32 protein-coding genes are annotated in these 26,150 nt (G+C 65.8%); 22 read left to right on the top strand and 10 right to left on the bottom strand.

From position 1 onward, the window contains the following. Position 1 precedes the first annotated feature (1 nt). From CXZ10_RS13315 to CXZ10_RS13300, 4 genes are all read left to right on the top strand, one after another. Positions 2 to 841 carry a carbohydrate ABC transporter permease gene (locus tag CXZ10_RS13315; protein ID WP_101289840.1) on the top strand — a complete coding sequence of 280 codons (840 nt, stop codon included), beginning with the start codon at positions 2 to 4 and terminating at the stop codon, positions 839 to 841. A gap of 17 nt (positions 842 to 858) precedes the next feature. Further along, on the top strand, positions 859 to 1,977 hold the full coding sequence (locus CXZ10_RS13310) for an ABC transporter ATP-binding protein (protein WP_101289839.1): 1,119 nt from the start codon (positions 859 to 861) through the stop codon (positions 1,975 to 1,977). A 37-nt stretch (positions 1,978 to 2,014) separates the two neighbouring features. Then, on the top strand, positions 2,015 to 4,387 hold the full coding sequence (locus tag CXZ10_RS13305; RefSeq protein ID WP_101289838.1) for a glycoside hydrolase family 3 N-terminal domain-containing protein: 2,373 nt from the start codon (positions 2,015 to 2,017) through the stop codon (positions 4,385 to 4,387). 348 nt (positions 4,388 to 4,735) lie between these two features. Then, on the top strand, positions 4,736 to 5,368 hold the full coding sequence (locus tag CXZ10_RS13300; RefSeq protein ID WP_101289837.1) for a hypothetical protein: 633 nt from the start codon (positions 4,736 to 4,738) through the stop codon (positions 5,366 to 5,368). A 2-nt stretch (positions 5,369 to 5,370) separates the two neighbouring features. On the opposite strand, the gene CXZ10_RS13295 is transcribed toward CXZ10_RS13300, so the two are convergent. Further along, positions 5,371 to 6,009, bottom strand: a complete 639-nt coding sequence (locus tag CXZ10_RS13295) for a TetR/AcrR family transcriptional regulator (RefSeq protein WP_101289836.1) — start codon at positions 6,007 to 6,009, stop codon at positions 5,371 to 5,373. A 138-nt stretch (positions 6,010 to 6,147) separates the two neighbouring features. Between CXZ10_RS13295 and CXZ10_RS21820 the strand changes: the two genes are divergently transcribed. Further along, positions 6,148 to 7,071: an alpha/beta hydrolase family protein gene (locus CXZ10_RS21820; RefSeq protein ID WP_101289835.1), complete on the top strand. Its 924-nt coding sequence runs from the start codon at positions 6,148 to 6,150 to the stop codon at positions 7,069 to 7,071. 127 nt (positions 7,072 to 7,198) lie between these two features. Further along, complete coding sequence (locus tag CXZ10_RS13285) at positions 7,199 to 7,768, top strand: dienelactone hydrolase family protein (protein ID WP_101289834.1); 570 nt, start codon at positions 7,199 to 7,201, stop codon at positions 7,766 to 7,768. Positions 7,769 to 7,789: 21 nt separating this feature from the next. Here CXZ10_RS13285 and CXZ10_RS13280 read toward each other — a convergent pair whose 3' ends face one another. Next, positions 7,790 to 8,410, bottom strand: coding sequence for a TetR-like C-terminal domain-containing protein (locus CXZ10_RS13280; protein ID WP_101289833.1), 621 nt, complete (start codon positions 8,408 to 8,410; stop codon positions 7,790 to 7,792). A 56-nt stretch (positions 8,411 to 8,466) separates the two neighbouring features. Here CXZ10_RS13280 and CXZ10_RS13275 point away from each other — a divergent pair, with 56 nt between their 5' ends. Next, on the top strand, positions 8,467 to 8,898 hold the full coding sequence (locus CXZ10_RS13275) for a nuclear transport factor 2 family protein (RefSeq protein WP_101289832.1): 432 nt from the start codon (positions 8,467 to 8,469) through the stop codon (positions 8,896 to 8,898). Positions 8,899 to 8,959: 61 nt separating this feature from the next. Here CXZ10_RS13275 and CXZ10_RS13270 read toward each other — a convergent pair whose 3' ends face one another. Then, complete coding sequence (locus tag CXZ10_RS13270) at positions 8,960 to 9,328, bottom strand: winged helix-turn-helix transcriptional regulator (RefSeq protein ID WP_101289831.1); 369 nt, start codon at positions 9,326 to 9,328, stop codon at positions 8,960 to 8,962. 119 nt (positions 9,329 to 9,447) lie between these two features. On the opposite strand from CXZ10_RS13270, the gene CXZ10_RS13265 reads away from it, so the two are divergent. Beyond that, a complete protein-coding gene (locus CXZ10_RS13265; protein ID WP_101289830.1) occupies positions 9,448 to 9,885 on the top strand; it encodes an ester cyclase in 438 nt (145 codons plus the stop codon). A 54-nt stretch (positions 9,886 to 9,939) separates the two neighbouring features. On the opposite strand, the gene CXZ10_RS13260 is transcribed toward CXZ10_RS13265, so the two are convergent. Further along, entirely contained in the window at positions 9,940 to 10,293 is a 354-nt protein-coding gene (locus CXZ10_RS13260) for a winged helix-turn-helix transcriptional regulator (protein ID WP_101289829.1), read from the bottom strand. 75 nt (positions 10,294 to 10,368) lie between these two features. Here CXZ10_RS13260 and CXZ10_RS13255 point away from each other — a divergent pair, with 75 nt between their 5' ends. Next, positions 10,369 to 10,761 carry a YybH family protein gene (locus CXZ10_RS13255; protein ID WP_101289828.1) on the top strand — a complete coding sequence of 131 codons (393 nt, stop codon included), beginning with the start codon at positions 10,369 to 10,371 and terminating at the stop codon, positions 10,759 to 10,761. 231 nt (positions 10,762 to 10,992) lie between these two features. After that, positions 10,993 to 11,892, top strand: coding sequence for an alpha/beta fold hydrolase (locus CXZ10_RS13250; RefSeq protein ID WP_210199925.1), 900 nt, complete (start codon positions 10,993 to 10,995; stop codon positions 11,890 to 11,892). A gap of 3 nt (positions 11,893 to 11,895) precedes the next feature. On the opposite strand, the gene CXZ10_RS13245 is transcribed toward CXZ10_RS13250, so the two are convergent. Then, entirely contained in the window at positions 11,896 to 12,276 is a 381-nt protein-coding gene (locus CXZ10_RS13245; protein WP_101289827.1) for an iron chaperone, read from the bottom strand. A 132-nt stretch (positions 12,277 to 12,408) separates the two neighbouring features. On the opposite strand from CXZ10_RS13245, the gene CXZ10_RS13240 reads away from it, so the two are divergent. The 5 genes from CXZ10_RS13240 (at position 12,409) to CXZ10_RS13220 (ending at position 15,624) form a co-directional block, all read left to right on the top strand. Continuing rightward, on the top strand, positions 12,409 to 13,191 hold the full coding sequence (locus CXZ10_RS13240) for a helix-turn-helix domain-containing protein (RefSeq protein ID WP_101289826.1): 783 nt from the start codon (positions 12,409 to 12,411) through the stop codon (positions 13,189 to 13,191). An 83-nt stretch (positions 13,192 to 13,274) separates the two neighbouring features. Continuing rightward, positions 13,275 to 14,249 (top strand): squalene cyclase, encoded by a 975-nt coding sequence (locus CXZ10_RS13235; protein WP_101289825.1) that lies wholly within the window; start codon positions 13,275 to 13,277, stop codon positions 14,247 to 14,249. Positions 14,250 to 14,272: 23 nt separating this feature from the next. Next, on the top strand, positions 14,273 to 14,704 hold the full coding sequence (locus CXZ10_RS13230) for an SRPBCC family protein (RefSeq protein ID WP_180335985.1): 432 nt from the start codon (positions 14,273 to 14,275) through the stop codon (positions 14,702 to 14,704). 139 nt (positions 14,705 to 14,843) lie between these two features. Further along, entirely contained in the window at positions 14,844 to 15,272 is a 429-nt protein-coding gene (locus CXZ10_RS13225) for a MerR family transcriptional regulator (RefSeq protein ID WP_101289823.1), read from the top strand. Continuing rightward, complete coding sequence (locus tag CXZ10_RS13220; RefSeq protein WP_101289822.1) at positions 15,208 to 15,624, top strand: carboxymuconolactone decarboxylase family protein; 417 nt, start codon at positions 15,208 to 15,210, stop codon at positions 15,622 to 15,624. The genes CXZ10_RS13225 and CXZ10_RS13220 overlap by 65 nt, the downstream gene beginning before the upstream one ends. A 39-nt stretch (positions 15,625 to 15,663) precedes the next feature. On the opposite strand, the gene CXZ10_RS13215 is transcribed toward CXZ10_RS13220, so the two are convergent. Next, entirely contained in the window at positions 15,664 to 17,229 is a 1,566-nt protein-coding gene (locus CXZ10_RS13215) for a DHA2 family efflux MFS transporter permease subunit (protein WP_101289821.1), read from the bottom strand. Between the two features lie 56 nt (positions 17,230 to 17,285). Beyond that, positions 17,286 to 18,530, bottom strand: coding sequence for an HlyD family secretion protein (locus CXZ10_RS13210; protein ID WP_101289820.1), 1,245 nt, complete (start codon positions 18,528 to 18,530; stop codon positions 17,286 to 17,288). A 307-nt stretch (positions 18,531 to 18,837) separates the two neighbouring features. On the opposite strand from CXZ10_RS13210, the gene CXZ10_RS13205 reads away from it, so the two are divergent. Further along, positions 18,838 to 19,488 (top strand): TetR/AcrR family transcriptional regulator, encoded by a 651-nt coding sequence (locus CXZ10_RS13205; RefSeq protein ID WP_180335984.1) that lies wholly within the window; start codon positions 18,838 to 18,840, stop codon positions 19,486 to 19,488. 304 nt (positions 19,489 to 19,792) lie between these two features. On the opposite strand, the gene gap is transcribed toward CXZ10_RS13205, so the two are convergent. After that, positions 19,793 to 20,794, bottom strand: a complete 1,002-nt coding sequence (gap, locus tag CXZ10_RS13200; RefSeq protein ID WP_101289818.1) for a type I glyceraldehyde-3-phosphate dehydrogenase — start codon at positions 20,792 to 20,794, stop codon at positions 19,793 to 19,795. Positions 20,795 to 20,879: 85 nt separating this feature from the next. Between gap and CXZ10_RS13195 the strand changes: the two genes are divergently transcribed. The 4 genes from CXZ10_RS13195 (at position 20,880) to CXZ10_RS13180 (ending at position 23,651) form a co-directional block, all read left to right on the top strand. After that, positions 20,880 to 21,506, top strand: a complete 627-nt coding sequence (locus CXZ10_RS13195) for a TetR/AcrR family transcriptional regulator (protein ID WP_101289817.1) — start codon at positions 20,880 to 20,882, stop codon at positions 21,504 to 21,506. A gap of 298 nt (positions 21,507 to 21,804) precedes the next feature. Continuing rightward, on the top strand, positions 21,805 to 22,188 hold the full coding sequence (locus tag CXZ10_RS13190; RefSeq protein WP_101289816.1) for a type II toxin-antitoxin system HicB family antitoxin: 384 nt from the start codon (positions 21,805 to 21,807) through the stop codon (positions 22,186 to 22,188). A gap of 44 nt (positions 22,189 to 22,232) precedes the next feature. After that, positions 22,233 to 22,526 (top strand): HigA family addiction module antitoxin, encoded by a 294-nt coding sequence (locus CXZ10_RS13185; RefSeq protein WP_210199924.1) that lies wholly within the window; start codon positions 22,233 to 22,235, stop codon positions 22,524 to 22,526. Between the two features lie 96 nt (positions 22,527 to 22,622). Then, positions 22,623 to 23,651, top strand: a complete 1,029-nt coding sequence (locus tag CXZ10_RS13180) for a L,D-transpeptidase family protein (protein WP_101289815.1) — start codon at positions 22,623 to 22,625, stop codon at positions 23,649 to 23,651. A gap of 9 nt (positions 23,652 to 23,660) precedes the next feature. Here CXZ10_RS13180 and CXZ10_RS13175 read toward each other — a convergent pair whose 3' ends face one another. Continuing rightward, positions 23,661 to 24,059 (bottom strand): rhodanese-like domain-containing protein, encoded by a 399-nt coding sequence (locus CXZ10_RS13175; protein WP_101289814.1) that lies wholly within the window; start codon positions 24,057 to 24,059, stop codon positions 23,661 to 23,663. Positions 24,060 to 24,127: 68 nt separating this feature from the next. Here CXZ10_RS13175 and ftrA point away from each other — a divergent pair, with 68 nt between their 5' ends. Continuing rightward, positions 24,128 to 25,192: a transcriptional regulator FtrA gene (gene ftrA, locus CXZ10_RS13170; RefSeq protein ID WP_210199923.1), complete on the top strand. Its 1,065-nt coding sequence runs from the start codon at positions 24,128 to 24,130 to the stop codon at positions 25,190 to 25,192. 29 nt (positions 25,193 to 25,221) lie between these two features. Continuing rightward, positions 25,222 to 25,596, top strand: a complete 375-nt coding sequence (locus CXZ10_RS13165; protein WP_101289858.1) for a VOC family protein — start codon at positions 25,222 to 25,224, stop codon at positions 25,594 to 25,596. Between the two features lie 69 nt (positions 25,597 to 25,665). On the opposite strand, the gene CXZ10_RS13160 is transcribed toward CXZ10_RS13165, so the two are convergent. Continuing rightward, positions 25,666 to 25,938: an usg protein gene (locus tag CXZ10_RS13160; protein WP_101289812.1), complete on the bottom strand. Its 273-nt coding sequence runs from the start codon at positions 25,936 to 25,938 to the stop codon at positions 25,666 to 25,668. Positions 25,939 to 26,150 lie beyond the last annotated feature (212 nt).

The raw sequence follows: 26,150 nt of genomic DNA, 5'->3' as shown, positions 1-26,150 counted from the left end.
CATGGCCAGTTCCCCCGTCGCCCGCGCCACCGGCCGCGTCGCCGTCCCCGTCCTCGGCCTGTTCTGGCTCGCCGTCACCACCGTGCCCTTCCTGTTCATGGTGATGACCAGCTTCAAGTCGCAGCAGGAGTCCTTCTCGAGTTCCGTCTGGGCACTGCCCGAGGCGCTGGACCTCGTCAACTACAACGACGTGCTCTCCGGCCCCTTCCTCACCTACTTCAAGAATTCGGTGATGGTGGTGGTGATCTCGGTCCTCCTGATCATGCTGATCTCGTCGATGGCCGCCTTCGCCTTCGCCCGCATGCGCTTCCGCTTCAACGAGGCGATCTTCGGGCTGATCGTCGCCGGCATGATCGTGCCCATCCACATCACCCTGGTGCCGATCTACCTGATGACGCGCCAGCTCGGCCTCTACGACAGCCAGTTCGCGCTGATCGGCCCCTATGTGGCGACCTCGCTGCCGATCTCGGTGTTCATCCTCACCGAGTTCATGCGGCAGATCCCCAAGGAGCTGGAGGAGGCGGCGCGGCTCGACGGCTGCGGTCCCTTCGCCATCTTCTTCAAGGTGTTCCTACCGCTGTCGGGGCCGGGACTTTCCACCATCGCCATCTACAATGGCATCATGCTGTGGAACGAGTTCATCTTCGCCTATGTGCTGACGTCCTCGACCGGCACCCGCACGCTGCCGCTCGCCATCTGGGACTACCAGGGCCAGTACACCGCCAACATTCCGGCAATCCTTACCGTCGTCACCCTCACATCGCTGCCGCTCGTCGTCGCCTATGCCTTCGGGCAGGAGAAGATCGTCAAGGGCATGATGGCCGGCTCGCTCAAGGGCTGAGGCTTCGGAGACATTTCATGACCAAGATCACCCTCTCCGGCGTCAACAAGTCCTTCGGCGCCAACTTCCCCGTCATCCGCGGGGTCGACCTCACCATCGACGACGGCGAGTTCTGCGTCTTCCTCGGCCCGTCGGGCTGCGGCAAGTCGACGCTCCTGCGCATGGTCGCCGGCCTCGAGACCGCCTACACCGGCCAGATCCAGATCGGCGACCGCGTGGTCGACAAGGTGGAACCGGCCGACCGCGAGGTGGCCATGGTGTTCCAGAACTACGCGCTCTATCCGCACATGACCGTCTACGACAACATGGCCTTCGGCCTTCGTCAGGCGAAGACGGCCAAGGACGAGATCGAGCGTCGTGTCAAGGAAGCCGCCCGCATCCTGCAGATCGAGCCGCTGCTCGACCGCATGCCCAAGGCGCTCTCCGGCGGCCAGCGGCAGCGCGTCGCCATCGGCCGCGCCATCGTCCGCCAGCCCAAGGTGTTCCTGTTCGACGAGCCGCTCTCCAACCTCGACGCGGCGCTGCGCGTCCACATGCGCTCGGAAATCGCCACGCTGCACCGGAACTTCCCGGCGGCGTCGATGATCTACGTGACGCATGACCAGACGGAAGCCATGGCGCTCGCCGACAAGATCGTGCTGCTGCATGCCGGCAAGGACATGCTGAAGCACGGCTCGATCGCCCAGGTCGGCAAGCCGCTCGACCTCTACCACCGGCCGCGCAACCTGTTCGTCGCCGGCTTCCTGGGCTCGCCGACCATGAACTTCCTGGAAGCGAGCTTCGTCGCCCAGGAGCCGGCTGGCGCCCGCGTGGTGCTGAAGGGCGGCGAGGAGATCGTGGTGCCGGTGGACGGCTCGGCGCTGGCCTCGGGTGCGCCGGTCACCCTCGGCGTCCGGCCCGAGCATCTCGCCCCCGTTGCTGCGCCGGGCGCCCAGACGCTGACGCGCAAGGTGTCGGCGGTGGAGCATTTCGGCGAATACAGCTTCGTTTATCTCGATGGCGGCACCCCGGCGCCGCTGATCGCCAAGGTGCCGGGCGATGGCGGCGTCAAGGCAGGCGACAGCGCCACCTATCAGGCGCCGGCCGACTGCTGCCACCTGTTCGACGCCGACGGCCTCGCGCTCAACCACATCTGACCCAGCAGGACGGCCGCATGGCCGCGAAGAGTTCATCATGACCCTCGTTTACAAAGACCCCAGCAAGCCGATCGCCGATCGCGTCGCCGACCTCATGGGCCGCATGACCATCGACGAGAAGATCGCCCAGCTGCATGCGATGTGGCTGGTGCTCGACGAGCACGGCAAGCACGCCCCGCGCATCCAGGATGCCTTCATCGGCCAGTCGGACGAGACGACGCTGACCGACATGCTGAAGAAGGGCCTCGGGCAGATCACCCGGCCGCTCGGCACCCGCTCGGTCGACCCGGCCGAAGGCGTGCGCGCGCTCAACAGCCTGCAGAAGTTCCTGGTCGAGGAAACGCGCCTCGGCATTCCCGCCATCAGCCATGAGGAATGCCTCTCCGGCATGATGGCGCGCGGCGCCACGCTGTTCCCGTCGTCGCTCGCCTATGGCGCCACCTTCAATCCCGAGCTGATCGAGGAAGTGGGCAAGATCATCGGCGAGGAGGTGCGTTCGCTCGGCGGCCACCAGGGCCTCGCTCCGGTGCTCGACGTCGCCCGCGACGCCCGCTGGGGCCGCACCGAGGAGACCTTCGGCGAGGATCCGTATCTGGTCGGCGTCATGGCCACCCGCTATGTGCGCGGCATGCAGGGGCCGAAGCGCGACTTCCTCGCCACGCTGAAGCACTATGCCGGCCATTCCTTCTCGGAAGGCGGCCGCAACCACGCGCCGATCCATCTCGGCTGGCGCGAGCTCAACGACATCTTCCTCCTGCCTTTCGAGATGGCCGTGAAGCAGGCCAACGCCGGCTCGGTGATGCCGGCCTATCATGACATCGACAACGAGCCGAGCCATGCCTCGAAGCACCTGCTCACCAAGGTGCTGCGCGAGGACTGGGGCTTCGACGGCCTGGTGGTCGCCGACTATATCGGCGTCAGCCTGCTCTACCAGCACCACGGCCTTGCCTCCAACCAGGCCGAGGCGGCGGCGCTTTCCTTCAACGCCGGCCTCGACCAGGAACTGCCGGGCGAGGACTGCGCCACCCATCTCAAGGAAGCGCTCGACCGGGGCCTGATCACGCTGGAGAAGATCGACGAGATCGTCCGTCGCGTGCTGACCGAGAAATTCCGTCTGGGCATCTTCGAGAAGCCCTATGCCGACGACAAGGCGATCCGCCTGCAGAGCCCGGAAGCCATTGCCGTTGCCCGCAAGGTGGCCGAGCAGTCGGTGACCATCGTCTCCAACAGCGGCATCCTGCCGCTCGATCCCAAGAAGAAGGTGGCGATGATCGGCCCGTCGGCCGACGACCCGCTGGCGCTCCTCGGCGACTATTCCTTCCCGGTGCACCTCATCCTGTCGGACTCCAACGAGAGCGCCGCCACGGTGGTGACGCCGCGCGCCGCCTTCCAGGCCGCCGCCGGCAACGCCAACCTGATCTACGCCCGCGGCTGCAACATCCTCGACGAGCGCAAGGCCGGCGCGCCGGTGTTTCCCGGCGACGTCGACGACACATCGGTGATCAAGCAGGTGTCGTCGGTGTCGACGCGCACCGACATGATCGCCGATGCCGTCGAGGCGGCCAAGGCGGCGGATGTGGCCATCGTCTGCGTCGGCGACCTCTCGGGCATCTTCCAGACCGGCACGGTGGGCGAGGGCTCGGACGCCGACACGCTGGAACTGCCGGGCGTGCAGCAGAAGCTGCTGGAAGCGGTGGTCGCCACCGGCACGCCGGTGGTGGTGGTGCTGTCGGCGGGCCGCCAGTACAACCTCGGCGGCCTCGAAGACAAGGTCGCCGCCCAGGTGTGGACCTATTTCGCCGGTCAGGAAGGCGGCAACGCCCTCTATGACGTGCTCTCGGGCAAGGTGGAGCCGTCGGGCCGCCTGACGCTGTCGGTGCCGCGCAGCGTCGGCGCCGCGCCCTACTTCTACAACCACAAGCTCAAGAGCTCGGGCACGCCGATCGCCCGCCACTTCGGCAGCCAGTATCCCTTCGGCCACGGCCTTTCCTACACCAGCTTCGAGTTCGAGGACCTGAAGCTCGCGTCCGACAAGGTGGACGTGGAAAAGGGCGAGATCGCCGTGAGCTTCAAGGTGAAGAACACCGGCAGCCGCAAGGGCGTCGCCGTGCCGCAGCTCTACATCCGCGACTGCCTCGCCTCGGTGGTGCGGCCGGTCAAGGAGCTGAAGGCCTTCGGCCGCGTCGAGCTTCAGCCGGGCGAGACCAGGACGGTCACCTTCACCGTGCCGGTGGACATGCTCTGCTTCACCGGTCCCGAGGGCTACCGCATCGTCGAGCCGGGCGAGCACGAGCTGCAGCTCGGCGCCTCCAGCGCCGACATCCGCCAGCGCGTGAAAGTCGAGGTCACCGGCAAGACGCGCAAGCTGCCGAAAGACTGGCGCATGGAGAGCCGGTTCTCCGTTGCGTAAAAGTACGACATAAAAGCCACGCCGCCGGGGAGGATGTCTCCCCGGCACGCCTTCCACCTTGTCAATGAATCGTTTCGATAGGATAGTTGGCGGGAGGATTTCAAAGTTTCAGAGGCTGGATGCGCTCCGCCTCATCGGGTTTCCGGTGGCGAAAACTCCCGCGCCGCCGGAGAACGCGCGGTCGCTTCCCAACCGCGCATCACGCCCCCCGGCGTCGGACGCGAGGCGGACCTCCCCCCGGAGTCCGCCTCGCTGGCGTTTTGGGGGAGGGTTCAAGGACGGTGCTGACAGGTCCTGCCGCGGCGCTTCCCCAGGATGCGGCGGATTGTCACATGCTCGGGGGCTCAGATGAAAGCCATTGCCAGCGTTGCCGCGCTCGACGATTTCGGCCGGGTTCGGCTGTCGAAGTCCTTCTTCATGCGGGAGTTCCTGCACAGCGAGGTGGCGAGTTTCCACGGCATTCCCAACATCCCCGACGATCCGGACCTGGCGATCGCCGTGGGCCGGCGGCTCTGCGAGGAACTGCTGGAGCCGCTCCAGGCCAGCTTCGGCAAGGTGGTGATCCGCTCGGCCTTCCGGTCGGTCGCCGTCAACGGCTATTGCAGCGAGCAGCAGCGGGCGGGCAGGAAGGGCTACGGCTGCGGCTCCAACGAGAGCAACTTCGCCGGCCATATCTGGGATCGCCGGGACAGGAACGGCCGCATCGGCGCCACCGCCTGCATTGTCATTCCCTGGTTCGCCGACCGCTATGCCGAGGGCGCCGACTGGCGCGGCCTCGCCTGGTGGATCCACGATCACCTGCCGTACTCCGCCCTCTGCTTCTTCCCCAAGCTCGCCGCCTTCAACATCACCTGGTCCGAAAGCCCGGTGCGCCGCATCGACAGCTACGTCGACCCCAAGGGCTGCCTGACCAAGCCCGGCATGGACAACCATGGAGGCAGCCATGCAGAGTGGTACCAGGGTTTCCCGGCGCTGGCCTGACCCTATCCGGTGCGCGCAAGATCGCCCCGGAGGCATGTCCGGCAGGTGAGCATCATCTGCTCGCGAAAGCCCTGGAGGTCGCGGGCGTCGAGCCCGCTCTCCACGGCGACGCGCGTTGCCCCCGTCAGCATGGCGATCAGATTGAACGAGACCCGGTCGATATCGCCAAGCCCTCCGTCGGGCGCGGTGGCGAACATTCCGGCGGCGGCCTGCCGGAAGCGCCCGTAGGCGGCGCTCACCAGATCCATGACGTCGATCTCGGCCGAGGCCAGATAGAGGGCGCGCGCGGTCTCGACGTCGCGCACCTTGGTGTCGATGTAGGCGGACACCAAGGCGTCGGATGCCATCTCGGCTGGCATGCCCCGGTGCTCCCGGCAGACATGCTCGACGCGGGTCGCCACCTTCTGAAGACAGGCGCCGATCAGCGCGTAGAGCAGCGCCTCCTTGTGCGGGAAGTATTGGTAGAGCGTGCCGACGGAGACGCCGGCTCGCCGGGCGACGCGCGTGGTGGTCAGATACCGGGTGTTGCCGGCCATGAGAACCTGAACGGTTGCCTCGAAGATGGCGTCGACCGTCGCCTCGGACCGGGCCTGACGGGGCGCTTTTCGGGGCTCCAGCGTGATCGGCAGCTTGGCGGGCATATGCGAATCCACAGATGGTACATCTACGCATATATTGAATGGTGCCCATCACATTTCAAACAAGGCCGCTGACGCCGGCCGGACGCGCCCTCTGGCCGCGCCGATGCCGCATGCGCAGCGGGCACTGCGGAGAGCACCATGACACCCGACGAGATCGACAGCATCCTGCAACGCATGGCCGAGGGCTTTCGCTCCTGGCCGCAGGCGCCCATCCTGCATTGGCCGGACGAGGCGGGGTTGGACTACGAGGACGTGTTCTTTCCCTCCGAGGATGGCGTGCCGCTGGAGGGGTGGTTCATCCCCTGCGAGGGATCGAACAAGGTGATCATCGCCAACCATCCCCGCTGGTTCAACCGGGCGGGGCTGCCGTCTCACCTGGAGCCCTGGAAGTCGTTCGGCGGCTCGGCCGGCAACGACTTCGAGGTCAACTTCATCCCCGACTACAAGATCCTGCATGACGCCGGCTACAACGTGCTCGCCTATGACCTCAGGAACTTCGGGCACAGCGGCACCGCCAACGGCGGCGTCTTCTCCGTCGGCCGCTATGAGTCGCGCGATGTCGTGGGATCGCTCGATTACATCCGCCGCCGCGAGGACATGCGTGGCATGACGATCGGCTTGTTCAGCCGCTGCGTCGGCTGCAATGCCACGATGTTCGCGATGACGCGCCGCCCGGAGGTTTTCGAGGGCGTCCGCTGCATGGTGGCGCCGCAGCCGCTGTCGCCCGGCGTGGCGCTGGAACGGGCGCTCGAACGCCTCGGCATTCCCTTGAGCCACATGGAGGAGCTGAACCGGCGCATCCGCTTGCAAACCAGCTTCACCATCGACCAGCTATCGCCGGTCCCCTGGGCGAAGAGCGTCGGCATTCCGACCTTCCTCTATCAGGTGCGGGACGACGTCTACACGCGGCCGAGCGACATCGAGGCCATGTTCGACAACCTGCCGGTGGCCGACAAGACGCTCCTGTGGATCGAGGGATCGACGCGGCGCTGGGATGGCTACACCTATTTCCAGCGCGACCCCGAGCCGATGCTGGAATGGTTCGCCCGCTTCATGGCCTGACGCTCCCAAGGCCGACCTGACCGAACGCTGCATGGACAAAGCCCGGCCAGCATGCAGACTGCATGAAAGCTTTCGGGCCTTCGGCGGCGCCCGGACCAGGTCCGGGCCGAGGCGGGGAGGGTATGTGATGGCGTCCGTGGTTCTCTTCCACTCGGTGCTCGGCTTGAGGCCGGTGGAGCTTGCCGCCGCCGAGCGGATGCGCGCGGCCGGGCACAGCGTGTCGGTGCCCGACCTCTTCGCCGGGGCTGTCGCCGATACGGTTGACCGGGGCATGGAGCTCGTCGAGGAGATCGGCTGGGATCGCATCTGCGAGCGGGCGAAAGCCGCCCTCTCGGGCCTGCCGGCCGCGACGGTTCTCGCCGGCTTTTCCATGGGCTGCGGCGTGGTGGCGTCCGTCTGGCCCGAGCGCCCCGAGACCCCCGGCGTGCTGCTGTTGCACGCCCCGGCGGACATCCCAAGCGGCATGGATATCACGGGACGGCGGGCGCAGTTGCATGTCGGCGAGCGCGACGATCTCTGGCCGGCCGAGGACCTCCGGCGCTGGCAGATGGCGGCGGAACTGGCCGGCATGGCCGCCGAGCTCTTCATCTACCCCGGCGCCGGCCACTTCTACACCGACCCCAGCCTTCCCGACCATCACCGGCTCGCCACCGAGGAGACCTGGGCGCGGGCGCTGCGGTTTCTCGGCGAGGTGTAGGCAGGTGGCGGTACTCTCCGATCAGGGTGCCGATGCCAATGCCTTGATCGCGGCCGTCGTCCCCTGAGCGTAGAGGTCCAGTTGCGCATCCGGTAGCGAGCGTCTGGTCACCATCATCCGCCAGTAGATCGAGCAAGGCAGGAAATCGAGGGCAATCTCGCGGTCGAGCGCACCCGGCAGTTCTCCGCGCGCGATCGCGCGTTCGATGACTTTTGCAGCCTCGTCACGTCGTGTCTGCGCGACGCGCTCGCTGATCGCCTCCATTGCCTCCGAGCGGGCAACTTCCGCATAGATGTCGGGAAGGATCCGGCGAACAAGAGGATGCCTGAACACCGAACGCAGACGGCGATGAAATGCCCTCACGTCAGCCTCAAGCGAGCCCTTGTCCTCGAATGCCGCCATCCTCAGGGCTATCGTGTTGATGGCCTCGTCCGCGAACTGAAGCTTTCCGGGCCAGCGGCGATATATGGCGGCTTTGCCTGCCCCCGCGCGTGCCGCCACCCTTTCGAGGCTGAGCGCCGAGAAGCCGTGTTCAGCCCATTCGGCGAACAACGCACGATACAGCGCTTCGGTGAGTTCGACGCTTTGCACCGCCGCTCCGGAAGGCGCTCTCGTTTTTTGGTCGGAACGCTTGCGTTCCATCGTTGACTATCCTATGTGGTCGAGACGGATCCGTTCCATCCATAGGAGAAAGCGCCATGGGCAACAAGTATCCATCGTTGTTTGAACTCATCTGTGCAGCCTTGGGAGAGAGGGCATCGGTAGCTGCCGATTTTCTCGATCTCTTTACCGACGATGCCGTCGTGCACTATCCCTTTGCGCCCGCCGGCACCCCGCAACAGCTCGTCGGCAAGGACAGCATCGCCGCTCACGCCGTCCGCCTGGGGACGCTGCTCGATTTCGGGGAACTGACGCTGGAAGCCGTGCATGATCTGGCCGACGTCGTCATCTTCGAGGCCAGCTGCGAGGGACGGGGTACCGAAACGGGCCTTCCCTATCATCAGCACTATATTTGCGTGCTGCATCTGCGCGACGGCAAGATCGCCCTCTTCAAGGATTACTGGAACCCGCAGGTCCTGATCGCGGCGCTTGGCGGCCAGGAGGCGATGGCCAGGGCTTACGCTCGCTGATTGCTTGCAGCAATGGCCGTCGAGCCCGAGAGCAAGGCTCGCGGTCATTCCGCATCGGCCGTCAAGCGGACCTTGTCCGACCGTCCGGGGACGCTGCCCGCCGCAGCGTTTCCGTGACTTGCGCGCGATGCCGATTGCCCCACTCGCAGAGCGGAACCAGAGCCTGAACCAGCGTCTTGCCGAATGGTGTCAGCGTGTAGTCGACCACCGGTGGCACCTGTTGATGATCGTGGCGGACGAGAACGTCCATCGCGACCAGCTCACGCAACTGCTGCATCAGCACTTTCTCGCTGATGCCGCCGACGCGTCTGCGGATCTCGGAAAACCGGGTCGGGCCGTCCTGAAGATGATAGAGGATCAGGGGCTTCCACTTGCCGCCGATGACCGACAGCGACACGTCCAGCCCGCATTGGGTCGTCAGTCTGTCCATAGAAAACTCACACTTACATTTTGGTACGTTCTACCCAAGAAGTAAGTACGCGTCCATATGTCTTCCGTTGCTGGCCGGCAGAGGCCGGGTCAGTCGAAACGTTCGGCAAGGAGGCGTCAATGACAGACGATGTTCAGAGGATAAGAGAGCTATACGCGGCGGCAGAGGGTGAGAGCCTGGATGTGGCCCGGTTCGTCTCCTGCTTCGCGGCCGATGCCTATGTGCGGGATATCCCGACGAACATGGAGTTTCGTGGGCAGGACATCGCCATGGTGGCACAGGGCATGGCGCAGGCCTTTCCGGACATTCACCGGGAACTCTTCAGCATCTATGCGATGGGCGACGTCGTCGTCGTCGAGCTTGCCATTCGCGGCACGCACACGGGCCCGCTGATGACGCCTGCGGGAACGGTCGCACCAACCGGCAAGACCATCGATGTTCCCTGTTGCGACGTGTTTCACCTCAGGGACGGAAAAGTCGTCTCTTTCCATTGCTACAACGCCGCGTCCATCCTGCAGCGGCAGTTGGGTCTTGCCGGTAGCCCAGGCGCAGGCTGACGCCGGAGGTCGCGGTCCGCTGGAGCCGTTCCGGCGAGGGATTGTCCGGCTGCGTCAACCGCGCTCGCCCAGCCTCTTGGACAGCGGCTCGAGAAGCTGGATGACCGAGTTGACTTGAGCTCCGTCGGGTGTCAGCGCGTAGGTTACGCTGCGCGGGAAGGTGCGGCCTTCGTGCCGCTCCACGAGGCCCCGCATCTCCAAGGCCTGCAGCCGCTCAGACAGCACTTTGGGCGTTATGCCCGGAAGATGCTCGGCGAGAAGGTTGAAGCGGCGCGGCCCGACGGAGAGGTGCCACAAGATGGAGGCGTTCCACCGGTGGCCCAGGAACTCCAGCCAGTCCTCGACCGGGCAGTCGGTGGCAGCCCGGGGAGCAGGCGCATCAAAAACATAGTCGTCCGACAGATGCATCCTGCTGTGCTCACCGTTTGGATAGCTGCATTTCCGTGTGATTTGCTCTCCGGGTCCTGATGCGAGGAGAGAAACATGTACATCGTCCGCCAACCTCAGAATTTCAATGCCGTGTGGATGGAAGCATTCAACTCGGGCAAAGTCGCAAACCTTCTTGATCTCTATGAAGAGGATGCTTTGCTTGCAGACCAAGGGAAAGTGGCTCGGGGAAAGCTCGAAATCGAAAAGCTATTGACCGAACTGCTGGCCATTCCCGGATCGATGAAGGGGGGCAACAACTTCTGCCTCCAGCATGACCGGATTGCGCTCCTCAGGGCGGACTGGCAACTGGTTGCCCCCGATGGGCTGGTGATCGCATCGGGCAGTACGGCCGAGATCATCCGCCAGCAGCCGGACGGCCGTTGGCTTTACGTGATCGACCATGCCGCCGGCGCGAGCCTGCCGTCCCTGCTTGAAAATGCAGGGTGAGCGGTACCCAGGCCAACGCAAAAGCCGACTGGGCTGACGAAGCATCGGCAACCTGATCCCGCTTGTTCCGCCTCCTTTTGCGTCTCGTGACTGGAGGCGGGGCAATGCCATCGCGGAGAGGTCACGTCGCTTCAAGACAGGCGGCATCGCCCCGGCGAAAGTAGGTCCCGATCGGCGCCCGCTCAGGGCGCTCGGCACGATCGTGACGGAACCGCTCGGGAGATCCAGGACATGCCGTATTCTTTCCGCGCCACGCGCCGCGCCCTTCTGTCGGCCTTGCTCGGCCTGTCGGCGGCTTTCTTGCCCATCCCGTCGGCGGGGGCAGCGGAGTTGCCGATGGCGACCAAAATGCTCCACGCGGAGGTCAACGGCATGGTGTTGAACTACGCGCGCTACGGCGAGGGTTCGCCCATCATCCTGCTGCATGGCGGCCTTGGCGCCATCGGCATGTTCGAGCCGATCATCCCGATCCTCGCGCGCGACCACGAGGTGATCGCCGTCGATCTTCAGGGCCACGGCGGAACGGCCGACATCCCGCGCCCCCTGTCGTTCGAGGCCATGGCCGACGATGTGGCGGCGCTCGTCGTTCAACTGGACTTGGGCAAGGTGGATCTCGTCGGCTATTCCATCGGCGGCGGCGTGGCGATGCGGATGACCATCCAGCACCCCGACCTCGTCCACCGCCTCGTTGCCGTATCGGCGCCCTTCTCCCGCGCCGGCTGGCACAAGGAAAACCTCGAGGGCATGGCGCGGACGACCCATGACGTCGCGGATTATCTGAAGGAAATGCCGCTCTATACTCTCTATGCGGCTCACGCGCCGCGCGTTCAGGATTGGCCGGTCCTGCTCGACAAGATCGCCGAGCTGAACGCGCGCGACTACGACTGGTCCGCCGAGATCCGCGCCATCAAGGCGCCCACCCTCCTCATCTACGGCGACTGGGACGCGGTGCGGATGGCGCACGCGGTGGACTTCTTCGCGCTTCTCGGCGGCGGCCTTCACGACGCGCTCTGGGACGGTTCGGCGATGAACGCCAACAGGCTGGCCGTTCTCCCCGGCGCGACGCATTACACCATCTTCGCCGATCCCCGCATGGCGGAGACCGCGCTGGCCTTCATCGATGGTCGGTGATGATCACCGACGGGCGGGCTGCCGGGCCTCATTCTCGCGCATGCGCTCCTTCACGATCGCCTCCACCAGCGCCAGCGGCAAGGGATTGTCCGGCTTGAACTTGATGGCCGTGGGGGCGGTGTCGAAGCCCTTGAGGACATCGGCCCTCGCGGCGATGGGGCCGGGGCTCATCACGTAGAAGGAGCAATGCTTGGCGGCCGCCGCGAAGGAGACGAGGTTGCCCCGATGCACATAGGTGGGAGCGCCCATCCGCATGATCTCCTCGGCGTCCGGCGCGGCATTGCGGATCGCGGCTCGCAAATCCCGGAGTACCGCCGCGACGGGTGGCGGCAGTTGCGCCAGATAGGCGTCGACGTCCTTCGGGCCGGGTTTCTTGTCGGTCATGGTCTGGGAGCCTCCTGAGTTGCAAGATCGGGCAATGCCCGAGATGCCAGTCTTGCAGTCAGGCGCCAATGCGTCTTGAATGCATGTGACGGCGGTGACCGTCGCTTGCGACCGACCTCAAGGGACTGACGGATGACCACCATCATTTCGGTTCCCGGCCCCACCGCGGCACGCGACTACCTGCTGGCACGACGCGCCGGGTTCGAGCGCTATGACACGGGTTCGCTGGCGCCCCGCCACGGGCATCTCAGTGCCCATGTCAGCATCACCTTGGCCTCAGGCGACGTGCAGAACGGCTACGCCGGCCGGCTGCGCCTGGAGCCGGGCGACGTGCTGGTCCAGCCGGCGCTCGATCGCCACGCCAACGAAACGCCCCATCCGCGCGGCGCCCATGTTCTGCACCTGCCCTGGCGGATGGAGACGGCGTTCCGCGGCGTCTACCACCTGCCGTCGATCGATCTGGTCATCCGGACGGCCGAGCGCGATCCGCGCGGCGCAACGGGGCTGCTGGCCGAGCTCATCGATGATGCCGTCCCCGAGCCGGTGCCGATCTGGGACTGGCCCGACCTTCTGGCCGCCGACCTGAGGTCGGGACTGGTGGGCATCGACGACTGGGCCCGGGCTCACGGTCTGGCGCGGGAGACGGTTTCCCGTGGCTTTCGGCGCGCCTTCGGGGTGTCGCCTCGCGCCTTCGCCGGCGAGCTGCATGCCCGCTCGGCATGGCTTCGGGTGATATCGGGCAGCGAGCCGCTGGCTGAGATCGCCGCCGATACCGGCTTCGCCGATCAGTCCCACATGACCCGTGCCATCGCATCGGTCACCGGCGCCCCTCCCGGCGCCTGGCGTCACATGGTGAGGGCGGGTTTCCTGGACGGCGCCATTGGCGGGGCGGCCAATGCGCCGGATCCGCATTAGTCGGGGCGTCCCGTCACAATCGTTCAAGACGGGTCGGCGGGCATGCCGCAGTTTGGGTTCAGCGGCGGACAGGGAGGTGATCGATGCCTGGGACCGAGCCGGCCACGGACTGGTTGCTGCAACTCGATCCGGCGCTTCGCTGGCAGGCGATGCGCGACCTCCTGGACGCGCCGGAGTCGGCATGGCGGTCCGAGCGCGCCAAGGTGGAGACCGAGGGGTGGGGCGCCCGGCTGCTGTCCCACCAGGACGAGGATGGCCAATGGGCCGGCGGCGCCTTCGTGCCGAAGGGGTTCGACGGGGCGGAGTGGAGGAGGGAGGGGCAGCCGTGGACGGCGACCTCCTTCGTCCTGACGCAGCTCCGCGAGTTCGGGCTCGATCCCTCATCGGACAGCGCCCGGCGCACCGTCGATCTGGTCGGGCGGACCTGCCGTTGGGAGGAGGGCGGGCAGCCCTTCTGGGACGGCGAGGTCGAGGAATGCATCAACGGGCGGACGTTGGCGGACGGTGCCTATTTCGGCACCGACGTGGCGGGGATCGCCGACAGGCTGCTCGGCGACGTGCAGCCGGATGGCGGCTGGAACTGCGCCCGCTGCCGAGGCTCCATCCGGTCGTCCTTTGCCAGCACCATCAACGTCCTCGAAGGGCTGCTGGAGTACGAGATCGCCACCGGTGGATCGGAGGCCGTCCGGTCGGCCCGCCGGTCGGGCGAGGCGTTCCTGCTGGAGCGCGGGCTGTTCCGGCGTCTCGCCACCGGAGAGGTCGCCGACCCCGCCTTCCTGATGCCGCTCTACCCCCACCGCTGGCGCTACGACATCCTTCGCGCCCTCGATTATTTCCGCAAGGCCGGTCGGCAGTTCGGAACGCCGCCCGATCCGCGCCTTGGTGAAGCCGTCGCCATATTGAGGTCCAGGAGAGATGATAATGGGCGCTGGCTGGTGACATGGCAAACGCCCGGGCGCGTCTGGTTCCACATGGACGGCGGCATCGGCTCGCCGTCGCCGTGGATCACCCTCAAGGCGCTCCGGGTGCTTCGATGGTGGGACGAGCAAACCCACTGAGAAACCTCTCTCAGGAGGCAACCATGAAGAAAGCCGCTGAAGTCGAAAAACTCATCGAGGCGCCGCGCGCCGCCGTTTGGAAGGCGATGGTGGCGCCCGACACCGCCCTGTTTCCGCAGTCCAAGGTGGAGACCGATTGGCAGGTGGGGCACCCGATCCAGTTTTCTGGCAACTGGAAGGGACGGCCCTATCAGGACCGGGGCGAGATCGTGGCCGTCGAGCCCGAGGCACGGCTGGAGTTCACCCACTGGAGCGAACTGTCCGGCACGGAGGATCGACCGGAGAACTATCACACCGTGCGCTATGAACTGACCGGCGACGATCGCCGCACGACCGTCCGGCTCACCCAGTTCAACCACGGCAATCAGGACATCGACGACAAGACCCGGGCGGAGTTCGCCGCCAACTGGGACATGATGCTGAACCACCTCAAGCAAACCGTCGAGAAGGCCTAGTTTCTCCCACCCGGCGACGCCTGCCAGCGCCAGACAGGTGCCGGTGAGGCGAGTGTCTGCGCCTCTGTTTTTAGTGGGTTGACTTAGAGTGCGCTCTAACCGGTAGCTTCCCATGCGTCATGATGAGAGATGGGCGGCCATGAAGATCGGCGAACTGGCACGGCGTTCGGGACTGTCGACCTACACCATTCGCTATTACGAGCGGATCGGGCTGCTTCCCCAGGCCGACCGGGATCGATCGGGCCAACGCAATTACGATGCGTCGATCCTGACCTGGATGGAGTTTCTCGACCGTCTCAAGGCGACCGGGATGCCTATCCGGGAAATGCTGCTCTACGCGGCCTTGCGGGAGCGCGGCGCCGGCACGGAACGGGAGCGCAGCGCGGTGCTCGAACGGCATCGCGAGCGTGTCCGCGCCCATGTGGCGGAGCTTCAAGCCTGTCTTCTCGTCCTCGACACCAAGATTGCCGGCTATGCCGGCACGACACAGAGGAAGATTGACCATGACGCATCAATCCCCGAACGCCGGCGAAAGCCGGCTGGACCGCGGCAAGCGGGTGCTCGCTGAGATCGACGGCGAGGCCGGGCACAAGGTGATCGCCGCTCTTCAGGACATCGCCCCGGACTTCGCAACCTACATTCTCGAGTTTCCGTTCGGCGACATCTACAGCCGCCCCGGCCTCGACCTGCGCGCCCGAGAGATCGCCACCATCGCGGCCCTGACCGCGATGGGAAATGCCACGCCGCAGCTGAAGGTGCATATCGAGGCGGGCCTGAATGTCGGCCTGACCAGGGAGGAAGTGATCGAGATCATCATTCAGATGGCCGTTTACGCCGGCTTTCCGGCGGCGCTCAACGGCCTGTTCGCGGCCAAGGAGGTCTTTGCCGCCCGGGGGCTCTCTCTTGGTGAGCAGGGGTAATCCATCGAACGCCCGATACCCAGGTGATGTCCGCCTCCGTCAGTGCCCGCCGCCACCGCCTCCCTGGGCCGCCGGCTTCTTGACGAAGGGCATGGCGAGGATGAGGGCGAGGAAGAGCACGGTCAGCATCAGGAAGATGTCGTTGAAGGACATGATGGTCGACTGCTGCTGAGCAAGGCCGGTCAGCCTGGATATGGCGGCGGTATGGGCATTGCTGCCGAGCTCGGAGAGGCTGTGCTCCATGCCCGCGATGGTCGACATGGCCGTCGAGCTCGAAATGCTGACCGCCTCGCGCAGCCGGTCGAAGTGGAGATCGGTGCGGTTGGTCATGATCTGGTTGATCAGCGCGAGGCCGACGGCGCCGCCGAGGTTGCGGGTGAGATTGAAGAGGCCGGAGGCGTTCTTCATCTCGGCCGGCGGCAGCGTGCCGAGCGCGATGTTGTTGATGGGGATCATGCAGATCATCATGAACACGCCACGGAAGATCTGCGGCCAGAACAGCTCCCAGAAGTCCCAGTCGGCGGTGAAGCCGGTGGAGAGCCAGGTGGCGACGGCGACGCCCAGGAAGCCGATGGCCATCATGACGCGCGGGTCGAGCTTGGTGGAGAGGCGGCCGGCGATCGGCGCGGCGATCAGCATGCCGACGCCGGAGACGAACATGGTCTCGCCGATCTGCAAGGCCGAGAAGCCGCGGATGCGCGCGAGGTAGACCGGGTAGAGATAGGTGAGGCCGTAGAGGCCGATGCCCAGGCAGAAGGAGAAGGCGCTGCCGAGGGAGAAGTTGCGGTTGACGAAGGCCCTGAGGTCGACGATCGGGTTCTCGCGGGTCAGCGCCCGGAAGAAGAAAACGATGCCGGCAATGGTCATGACGCCGGTGAGAAACGCGATGCGCTCGTCGGCCAGCCAGTCCTTGCTGGGGCCTTCCTCCAGCACATACTCGAGGCTGCCGAGGAAGGCGGCCATGGCGGCGAGGCCCCACCAGTCGAACACCTTGAACAGGCTGAAGTCCGGCTCGTCGAAATCGATCAGGAAATAGCTGGTCACCGTCACGAAGATGCCGGGGATGATGTTGACCAGGAACAGCCAGTGCCAGGAGAAGAGCTCGGTGAGATAACCGCCGGCCGTCGGACCGATGGTCGGCGCCATGGTGGCGACGAGGCCGATGATCGGCGTCACCAGCCCCATCTTCTCGCGCGGGAAGATGGTGTAGGCGGAGGCGAAGACGGTGGGAATCATGCCGCCTCCGATGAAGCCCTGCACGGCGCGCCACAGGATCATCTCGTTGATCGAGGATGAGAAGGCGCACATCATCGAGGCGAAGGTGAAGCCGCCGGCCGCGATGGTGAACATCCAGCGCGTCGAGATCATGCGCGACAGGTAGCCCGACAGCGGGATCATGATCACTTCGGCGATGAGATAGGAGGTCTGAACCCAGGAAATCTCGTCGTTGGCGGCGCCGAGGCCGGCCTGGATCTCGCTGAGCGAAGCCGAGACGATCTGGATGTCCAGGATCGCCATGAACATGCCGAACACCATGCAGATGAAGGTGAACAGCCGGCGGGTGGTGAACGTGGGGCCGGCACCGGCCGAGGCAATGGCGGACATGGACGTGACCGATGGCTGGCTGGCGGCCGGCCCTCAGGGACCGGCCACGCTAGAGGTTAGCTGGCGGGCGCGATGCCGGCCGTCTGGGTATTGGTCGGCGCGGTGCGCGGGTCGGCGGCGACCACGACCGAGAGGCCGGGGCGGAGCTTGCCGCTCGTCGCGACGTCGGCGGGCACCGAGATGCGCACCGGCAGGCGCTGCACCACCTTGGTGAAGTTGCCCGTGGCGTTGTTGGCGGGCAGCAGGCTGAACACCGAGCCGGTGGCCGGCGACAGGCTCTCGACCTTGCCGAGGATGGTCTCCTCCTCGCCGAGGGCGTCGACGGTGATGCGAACGGTTTCGCCGGGGGTGAGCTCGGCGAGCTGCGTTTCCTTGTAGTTGGCCTCGATGTGGGCGCTGCCGGTGGCAACCAGCGAGGCAAGCTGCTGGCCGGGCGTCACATAGGTGCCGACTTCCAGCGCCTTGTTGCCGACGACGCCGTCGACGGGCGCGCGGATCTCGGTGAACGACAGGTCGCGCTTGGCCTTGTCGAGGGCGGTCTGCAACGTGCGGCCGGTGGCTTCCGCCTCGGCCTTCTGCGCGCGGAGCACCTCGATATTGGCCTCGGCCACCGCGACGGCCGCCTCGGCGGAGGCGACGGTGGCGCGGGCGGCGTCGCGGTCGGTGCGGGCGTCGTCGAGCTGCGACTGGGCCGACACCTTGTTCGTCACCAGCGTCGACTGGCGGGCGAAGTTGATGTCCTTGGATTCAAGGCTCGCCTGAGCGGAGGCGACGCCGGCCTTGGCTTGGGCCACCTGCGCCTCGCCGGCGGCGATCTGCTTGTCGATGCGGGCGATGGTGGCAAGGTTGCCGGCGAGCGCGTTCTCGGCCTGGGCGACGGCCAGCACATAGTCGCCGCTGTCGACGCGGGCGATCACCTCGCCCTTCTTCACGGCCTGATTGTCGGCCACCATCACCTCGGTGACGTAGCCGGAGGCCTTGGCGGCCAGCGTGGTGATGTCGGCGGCGACATAGGCGTCGTCGGTGGTGACCAGGAAGCGGCCGTCGGTCCACCAGGCATAACCGGTCTTGCCGCCGAACCAGGCGGCGGTGCCGAGAAGGGCGATGAGAACGAGGCGGCTCACCACGCTGCGCGGCTTCTTCGGCTGTGCGGCCGGCTTGCCGTCGCCCGCGGCATGGCGCGGCGCCTCGGGCGCCTCGTCGACGTGCTTGGGCGCGGCCTCGGCGGCCGGGCGGATCTGGGTGACAGTGGCTTCCGAGCCGTCGCTGTCATGGGCGGCGTTGGCTTCGCGCTTGGCCATTGGAAATCTCCGTTGGTCCGCCGTCGGACCTTGATGCGAGAGCGTCTGTTACCGGCGCTCTAATCCGAAAGTCTTAGGTATTGTTCCTAAGCGTCGAAAGTGTTATCTCATGACCGAACCGTTCGGTCAATCGCAGTATTGGCGCTTGGTTGACGATTTGGCCCTTTCGGGGGCAGTCTCAGCAAAACGTGATCGGCCGGCCGGATTTCCGTGAACGGCGATCGCCAAAGGCAGCATGGCCCTCTCCGGCCAGGGCGCCGACAATGAAACAACGCGGGCTGACAGGGCGCCGCGAGGGCAGGGGTGGATGAGCAAGGTATCGGCGCGGCCCGGCGAGACGGCGGCCGGCGGTGAGGGTCAGGACAGCGAGAAACGCCGGCAGATCCTTGATGGCGCCCGCGAGGTGTTCCGCGCCAAGGGCTATGAGGGCGCCTCAATGGACGCCATCGCCAAGGCGGCCGGCGTTTCCAAGGGTACGCTCTACGTCTATTTCACCAATAAGGACGAGCTGTTCGAGCGGCTGATCACCGACGAGAAGCAGGAGCTGGCCGCCGCGCTCGACGCCTTCCAGCCGACCGCGGAAAGCTTTCGCGAGAACCTCCGCGCCTTTGCCATCAGCTTCAACGAGCTGCTCACCGGCGAGAACCATATGTCGACCATTCGCATGGTGGTGGGCGCGGTGGAGAAGTTCCCCGCCGTCGGCGCCATGTTCTTCCGCGCCGGCGCCGAGCGCGGCACGACGCGACTGACCGAGGTGTTCGGTGAGGCCGTGGCCGACGGCCGCCTGAAGCCCTGCGACCCCACCGTCGCCGCCCACCACTTCATCGCCCTCTGTACGTCCGAGGTGATGAAGAAGGCGCTGTTCGGCGGCGCACTCCGGCCGACGTCGGAGGAGGCCAAGCGTATCGTCGACAATGGGCTGGACGTGTTCATGAGCTACTACAGCGCGCGGGACTGAGGGCCTGACCGGAAATTCTACTGGGGCGGGCATTTGGCTTAGTCTTCTGCGCTTCCGGTGCTCACGGACAGGAAGTCCGCTCCGCTTCGGTTCTCGAAGCCGTCGCCAACTGCCTCACCCCAGCGAATTTCGGCTCAGCCCCTTGGAGCCCTTCATACGGGAGCATGATATCGGCGTTGCGCCTCGTTCTGCCTGAGGTCCACCTTGAATTCACACGTGAATTCAAGGTGGACCTTGGGCAGGAAAGGCCGGCGCGGCTGGGATCGGGCTCCCTTTTGATGAGGAAGCCCGCCCACGATCAGCCTTACTTCATCATGTGTGCTGCCAGATCGAGGCAGCGGTTGGCGTAGCCCCATTCGTTGTCGTACCAGGCGATCAGCTTGGTCAGACCCTCGGAGGTCTGCATGCCCGCGGCGACGTCGAAGATGGCGCTGTGGGGATTGCCGCGGAGGTCGGTGGAGACGACGGGGTCGTCGCACCATTGCAGGATGCCGCGGTAGGCGCCGGCCGAGGCGTCGCGGATCGCCTTGCTGATCTCGTCATAGGAAACCTTGGTGCGGAAGCGGCAGGTGAGGTCGACCATCGACACGTCGGCCACCGGCACGCGCACCGCCATGCCGTTGATGCGGCCGCTCAGTTCGGGAATGACCTTGCCCACCATGCGCGCCGCGCCGGTCGTGGCTGGGATGATATTGTTGAGGATGCCGCGGCCGAAGCGCCAGTCCTTGCGCGCCACGCCGTCGACGGGGTTCTGGCTGGCGGTGACCGCGTGGACGGTCAGCATCAGCGCCTCTTCGAGGCCGTAGAGGTCGTTGATCAGCTTGGCGAGCGGCGCCACGCAGTTGGTGGTGCAGGAGGCGTTGGAAACGATCGTCTCGCCGGCATAGGCGGCGGCATTGACGCCCATGACGAAAACCGGCGTGTTGTCGGTGGGCGGACCCGAGATCACCACCTTCTTCGCGCCGGCCTTGATGTGCCCCTCAGTGCTGTCGAGGGTCAGGAAGCGACCGGTCGACTCGATCACCAGATCGACGTCGGCCTTGGCCCAGGGCAGGGCCGCCGGGTCCTTTTCCGCGAAGGCCAGGACGGTCCGGCCGTCGACGACGAGGGCGCCGTCCGCCGTTTCCACCGTACCGGGGAAGGCGCCGTGCACGCTGTCGTATTTCAGGAGATAGGCGAGGTGGTCGATGGGCAGCAGGTCGTTCACCGCCACCACCTCCAGATCGTCGCGGGACCTCGCGGCGCGAAAAACCATGCGGCCGATGCGGCCGAAACCGTTGATGCCGATGCGAAGCTTGTCAGCCATTTGCAATCTCCATTTTTCCTCTCACATTTTCATACTAGGTCGCATAAAATGGGTCGTCGATTAATTTTTTGCGAAGCGGTACAAAATGAAAAGCAAACCCACCCGTGGCAGGCCCAGGGAGTATGATCCGGAGGCGGCGCTGACGGCCGCCCTCGGCGAGTTCCGCCGGCGCGGCTACACCGCCACCTCGCTCGACCATCTGTCGGACGCCACGAAGATGGCGCGGCCGAGCCTCTATGCCGCCTTCGGCAACAAGTTCGAGATCTACCGCCGGGCCGTCACGCGCTATTCCGAGCAGACGGCCGAGCGACGGCGGCATGCCCTGTTCGAGGAACCGTCGCTGCAAAAGGGCCTCGAGGACTATTTCGCCGCGATCATCGACGCCTATTTCTCGGGTGACGGCGAGCCGCTCGGCTGCCCGGTGCTCAGCGTCATTTCCGGCGAGGCGGCGGCCGATCCCGTCATCGGGGCGGAGCTCGCCGCCGCCATCGGCAGGTCCGACAGCCTGCTCCAGCGGCGCATGACCATCGCCGCCGAGGCGGGGGAGATCGCCGCCGACGCCGATGTCCGGGGGCTCGCGGCCATGCTGGCGGCGCTGCAGCACAGCCTGGCGCTCCGGGCCCGCGCCGGCACGCCCCGGCCGGAGCTCATCGCCATCGCCCGGGCACATGTGGCGCTGGTGCTCAAGGCGGCGGGTGCCGGCCGGTCATGAGCGACGGCCGAATGGCTCGGTTCGCTTCGGTTGGCACATCCTTGCCACGGTTCCCGGGAAACCGTCGTATTTTTTCTTATAAAGCGAAGCGGTATAAAATGACTTCTGGCCTCAGATTAAGATTTTGTTTACTTTGTTTTGCGACCGTTAACCGTCTCGGGCCGATACTGGGCGCGCCGTTGCCGGCTCCGAGGTTTTCGCTTTGCGAGGAAGCCCTGTTGGTTGGCTTCTCGCCGCGGTCGTCTTCCCTTCGCGGGAACTCCCCATTCGTTGTCCACTTCCGAGCCAGGAGGCTCACATGGCCTACGCCGTCGCGCTGATTCATGAAGAAGAAAACCGCAGTTTTGGCGTGTCTTTCCCGGATTTCCCCGATTGCCATTCGGCGGCAACCAACCTCAACGACGCGATCGCCCGGGCCGCCGTGGCGCTGGCCGCCCATGTGAAGAACCTCGACGCGGGCAAGATGCCGATCCTCAGGACGCTCGACGACATCCGCCGCACCCAGGAACTGCACGAGGCGATCATTGCCGCCGTGCCGGTGGACCTGCCGGGCAAGTCCGTGCCGGTGCAGATCACCCTCAACGAGCACCTGCTCGCCGCGCTCGACCGCGCCGCGAGGGCCAGCGGCGCCACCCGCTCGGAGAAGATCGCCGAGGCTATCCGCGCCAGCTTGAAGGTTTAGGCCCTTCTCTTCCGTCATCGACGATCATTCAGGAGGCCACGACCATGCCACGCGATATGTCGCTGCATCCCGGCATCGTCCTCAGGGAGGAGTTCCTCAAGCCGATGGGGATCTCCGTCCAGGCGCTGGCCGAAGCGATCGGCGTTTCCAGCAGCCTGATGGGCGAGATCTGCAACGGCCGGCAGGGGATGTCGGCGAGCATCGCCCTGAGGCTCGGTCGATACCTTGCCTTCGATCCGCAGTGGTTCATGACCATGCAGTCCAAATACGACCTCTCGACCGCGGCCGAGGACATGGCCGAGGCGCTCGAGCGCATCCGGCCCTGCGAGGCGGCCTGACCGGGCGGGCGATGGTTGCCAAATCACAGCCGGATGCGCTAGCGCGTCCGCGACGGGTGCGAGGATTGTGCCTGGCTTGATGAAAGGCTTGTTTCCGTGAATTTGCGTTCGGCCGCGTTCCTTCTTCTCGCCACGGCGGCGCTCTCGGGCTGCGCGCTGTTCGGAGACGACCTCAAGCGATCGGAGCGGCCGCTGCCGCCCAAGCTGGTTTCGGCTATGTCGAGCAAGGGCATGAGCGCCACCTCGCCCATCCTGATCCGCGTGTTCAAGCAGGAGAGCGAGCTCGAACTGTGGAAGATGGACCGCACCGGCCGTTATGCGCTTCTGAAGACCTATCCGATCTGCCGCTGGTCGGGAAAGCTGGGGCCGAAGACGACGGAAGGCGACCGCCAGACGCCCGAGGGCTTCTATTCGGTGGCGCCGTCGCAGATGAACCCCGACAGCCGCTATTACCTCTCCTTCAACCTCGGCTTCCCCAACAGGCTGGAGGCGGCGCTCGGCTATGAGGGGTCGGCGCTGATGATCCACGGCGCCTGTTCGTCGCGCGGTTGCTACGCGGTGACCGACAACGCCGCCTTCGAGATCTACGCCCTGGCGCGCGAGGCCTTCAAGGGCGGCCAGCCGGCCTTCCAGGTGGAGGCGCTGCCCTTCCGCATGACGCCGGCCAATCTGGCGCTGCACCGCGACGATCCCAACATGCCCTTCTGGCGCAACCTCAAGGAAGGCAGCGACGCCTTCGAGCTGACGCGCAAGGCGCCGCAGGTTGGCTATTGCGGACGGCGCTACGTGTTCAACGCCGAGGGTCTTGATCCTGAGGCCGACCCGCTCGCCCCCTGTCCGCCGCTTCAGACGGATGCGACGCTCTCCGCCGCCGTCGCCGCCAAGGCCGCCCAGGACGACGCGGCCGCCGTGGCGATCGCCGCCGCCAACCCGGCGATGCCCGCCATGAGCTATGTCGACGGCGGCATGCACCCGGCCTTCCGCGCCATCCTCCAGGACAAGGGTGTCCAGAAGCTCTCCAAGATGACCTCGGAGAAGACGCCGGTCAGCCAGCCCGACGCGGCGCTGGCCGACCCCTACACGCCCGACCTGCCGGCCCGGCTCACGGCCAGCGGCGCCAGCTGATCACGCTGATTAAGAGTCAGCGGTTTCCAGCTCGAAGCCCTCGTCGATCCAGCCGGTGAGGCCGCCGGTCATGATCTTAACGGGGCGGCCGAGGTCGGCGAGGCGCAGGGCGCCGCGGGCGGCGCCGTTGCAATGCGGGCCGGCGCAGTAGGTGACGAACAGCGTCTCCTCCGGCCACTCGGTCAGCTTGGAGCGGATGATCTTGCCATGAGGCAGGTTGATGGCGCCGGGCACGTGCCCCTTGGCGAAGAGGGCGGGGCTGCGCACGTCCATGAGCACGAAGTCGGCGCCTTTCGACAGCGCGTCATGCACGTCCCAGCAATCGGTCTCGAAGGTGAACTCGGCCGAAAAATGTTCGCGGGCGATGTCGCTCGGCGCGGCGGGGATCTCGGTCACCGCTGATTTCATTGGTCTCTCCTGTCTCAAGTGGATGACAGGATCGTGCCGCCGGTGGCCCCGGCTTGCAATTGGCGTGGATGACATTGTACGTAAAGATCATGCCAAAGGATCACGCCTGCATCATTCCTGAAGGTCCACTCGCCGTGGCGCTGCTCTACGACGGGCTCTGTACCTTCGAGTTCGGCATCGTCTCCGAGGTGTTCGGCCTCTACCGGCCGGAGATGGGGCCTTCCTGGTATCGCTTTTCGAGCGCGGCCATCGATGCCGGGCCGCTCAGGGCGCATGGCGGCTTCACCATAACGCCCGACGAGGGGCCGGAGGCGGTCGATCAGGCCGATATCATCGTCGTGCCCGGCTGGAAGGGCGCCGACGTGCCGGTGCCGGAGGAACTGCGCGCGCGGCTCCGGGCGGCGCATGCCCGCGGCGCGCGGCTCGTCTCGATCTGCTCGGGCGCCTTCGTGCTGGCGGCGACCGGGCTTCTTGACGGCGGCACGGTCTCCACCCACTGGCGCTATGCCGAGGCCTTGCAGCGGCGCTTTCCGGCGGTGACGGTGGACGCCGCCTCGCTCTATCGCGAGCACGACCGCGTCTTCACCTCGGCCGGCAGCGCGGCCGGCATCGACCTTCTCATCGAGATCGTGCGGCGGGATTTCGGGGCGGAGGCCGCCAACTCGGTGGCGCGGCGGCTGGTGGTGCCGGCCCATCGCTCCGGCGGGCAGGCGCAGTTCCTCGAACGGCCGGTGCCGGCCCGCCCCACCGGTGAGGTGGCGCCTCTCCTCGACAGGATGCGCGAGACGCTCGACCGCGACTGGACGACCGAGGCGATGGCACGGGCCTGCCGCATGAGCCTTCGTACCTTCCTGCGCCGCTTCCAGGAATCCACCGGCGCTAGCCCCGGCGACTGGCTGATCTCCGAGCGCGTCGAGGCGGCGAAAAACCTGCTGTCGTCACACGATCACGCCATCGAGGCAGTGGCCGCCGCCGTCGGCTTCGGCAGCGCCCATGCGCTCCGCCATCATTTCCGCAGGAAGGTGGGCCTGACGCCGACCGAGTATCGTTCGCGGTTTCTCAAGTTGGAGCGGGGGTTGAGCGAGACCATGCGGCTTGCAAAACCTGACCCTGTGATGGACCTTAACGGTTGAGTCCGGTCATTGGCAGGGAGGCTATGGTCATGGCGCGGTTCAAGGAAGTGGTGGTCGATTGCGACGTGCCCTCTAAGATGGCCCGCTTCTGGAGCGAGGTGCTCGACGGCTATGACATCCTGCCCTATGACGATGCGGAAATCGCCCGGCTGGCGGCGCTGGGCCTGACGCCGGAGACCGATCCGAGCGTCATGGTCGTCGGTCCGGGGACGCGCATCTGCTTTCACCTCCGAACGGGGCCGCGTCCCGAGCGCAACCGCATTCACTTCGACGTTGCCGCAACGGATGCCGCCGCCGAGATCGCACGGCTCAAGGCGCTGGGCGCCAGCTTCGTCCGTGAGGGCGACGGCTACACCGTGCTGAAGGATATCGAGGGCAACAACTTCTGCGTCGTCTCCGAGTAGGAAGACGGCGGCCGCGGGCGAACGCCCCGGCATCTGGCCGGAGCGTTACCGGGTGATCGGGCGGATGGCTCAGTTGATCGTATAGGTCCCGTCGCGCATGACGAACTCGGCCGGCTTGATCAGCCGGTTGTGGGCGACCTGCACCGAGTGCAAGGGGCCGTCGAGCTTCCGCGTCCAGAAATCCAGGAAGCGCCGGAGCGTCGGGAAATCAGGGAAGATATCGAGATCCTGCCAGATGTAGGTCTGCAGCAGGCTCGGAGCATCGGGGCGGTAGTAGAGGATTTCGGCAGTGGTCAGACCGTAGCCTTCAAGCTGTTTACGGAACTCTGGGGAAACCAGCATCTGGCACCTCGCATGTTCGCCAAAAACAGGAGCAGGCTAACAATCTGCGGGCAGAAAATCAAGAATATACATGAGTATTATCAATGAGTTAGCACTCAGTTATGGTGTCTGCTGCCAGTTCATTGGTGCCAAGGAAGCAGTGCGGCGGTGTCGGTGCGGATGGAGCGTGATATGGCCCCCTCGCCTTCTCGTCCTGAGGTCCTCGCTTTCGC

The sequence above is a fragment of the Pleomorphomonas diazotrophica genome, from assembly GCF_002844595.1.
Lineage (GTDB): Bacteria > Pseudomonadota > Alphaproteobacteria > Rhizobiales > Pleomorphomonadaceae > Pleomorphomonas > Pleomorphomonas diazotrophica.
The sequence above is the reverse complement of the archived record's forward strand: the minus strand, read 5'-3'. Positions and strand labels throughout refer to the sequence as shown.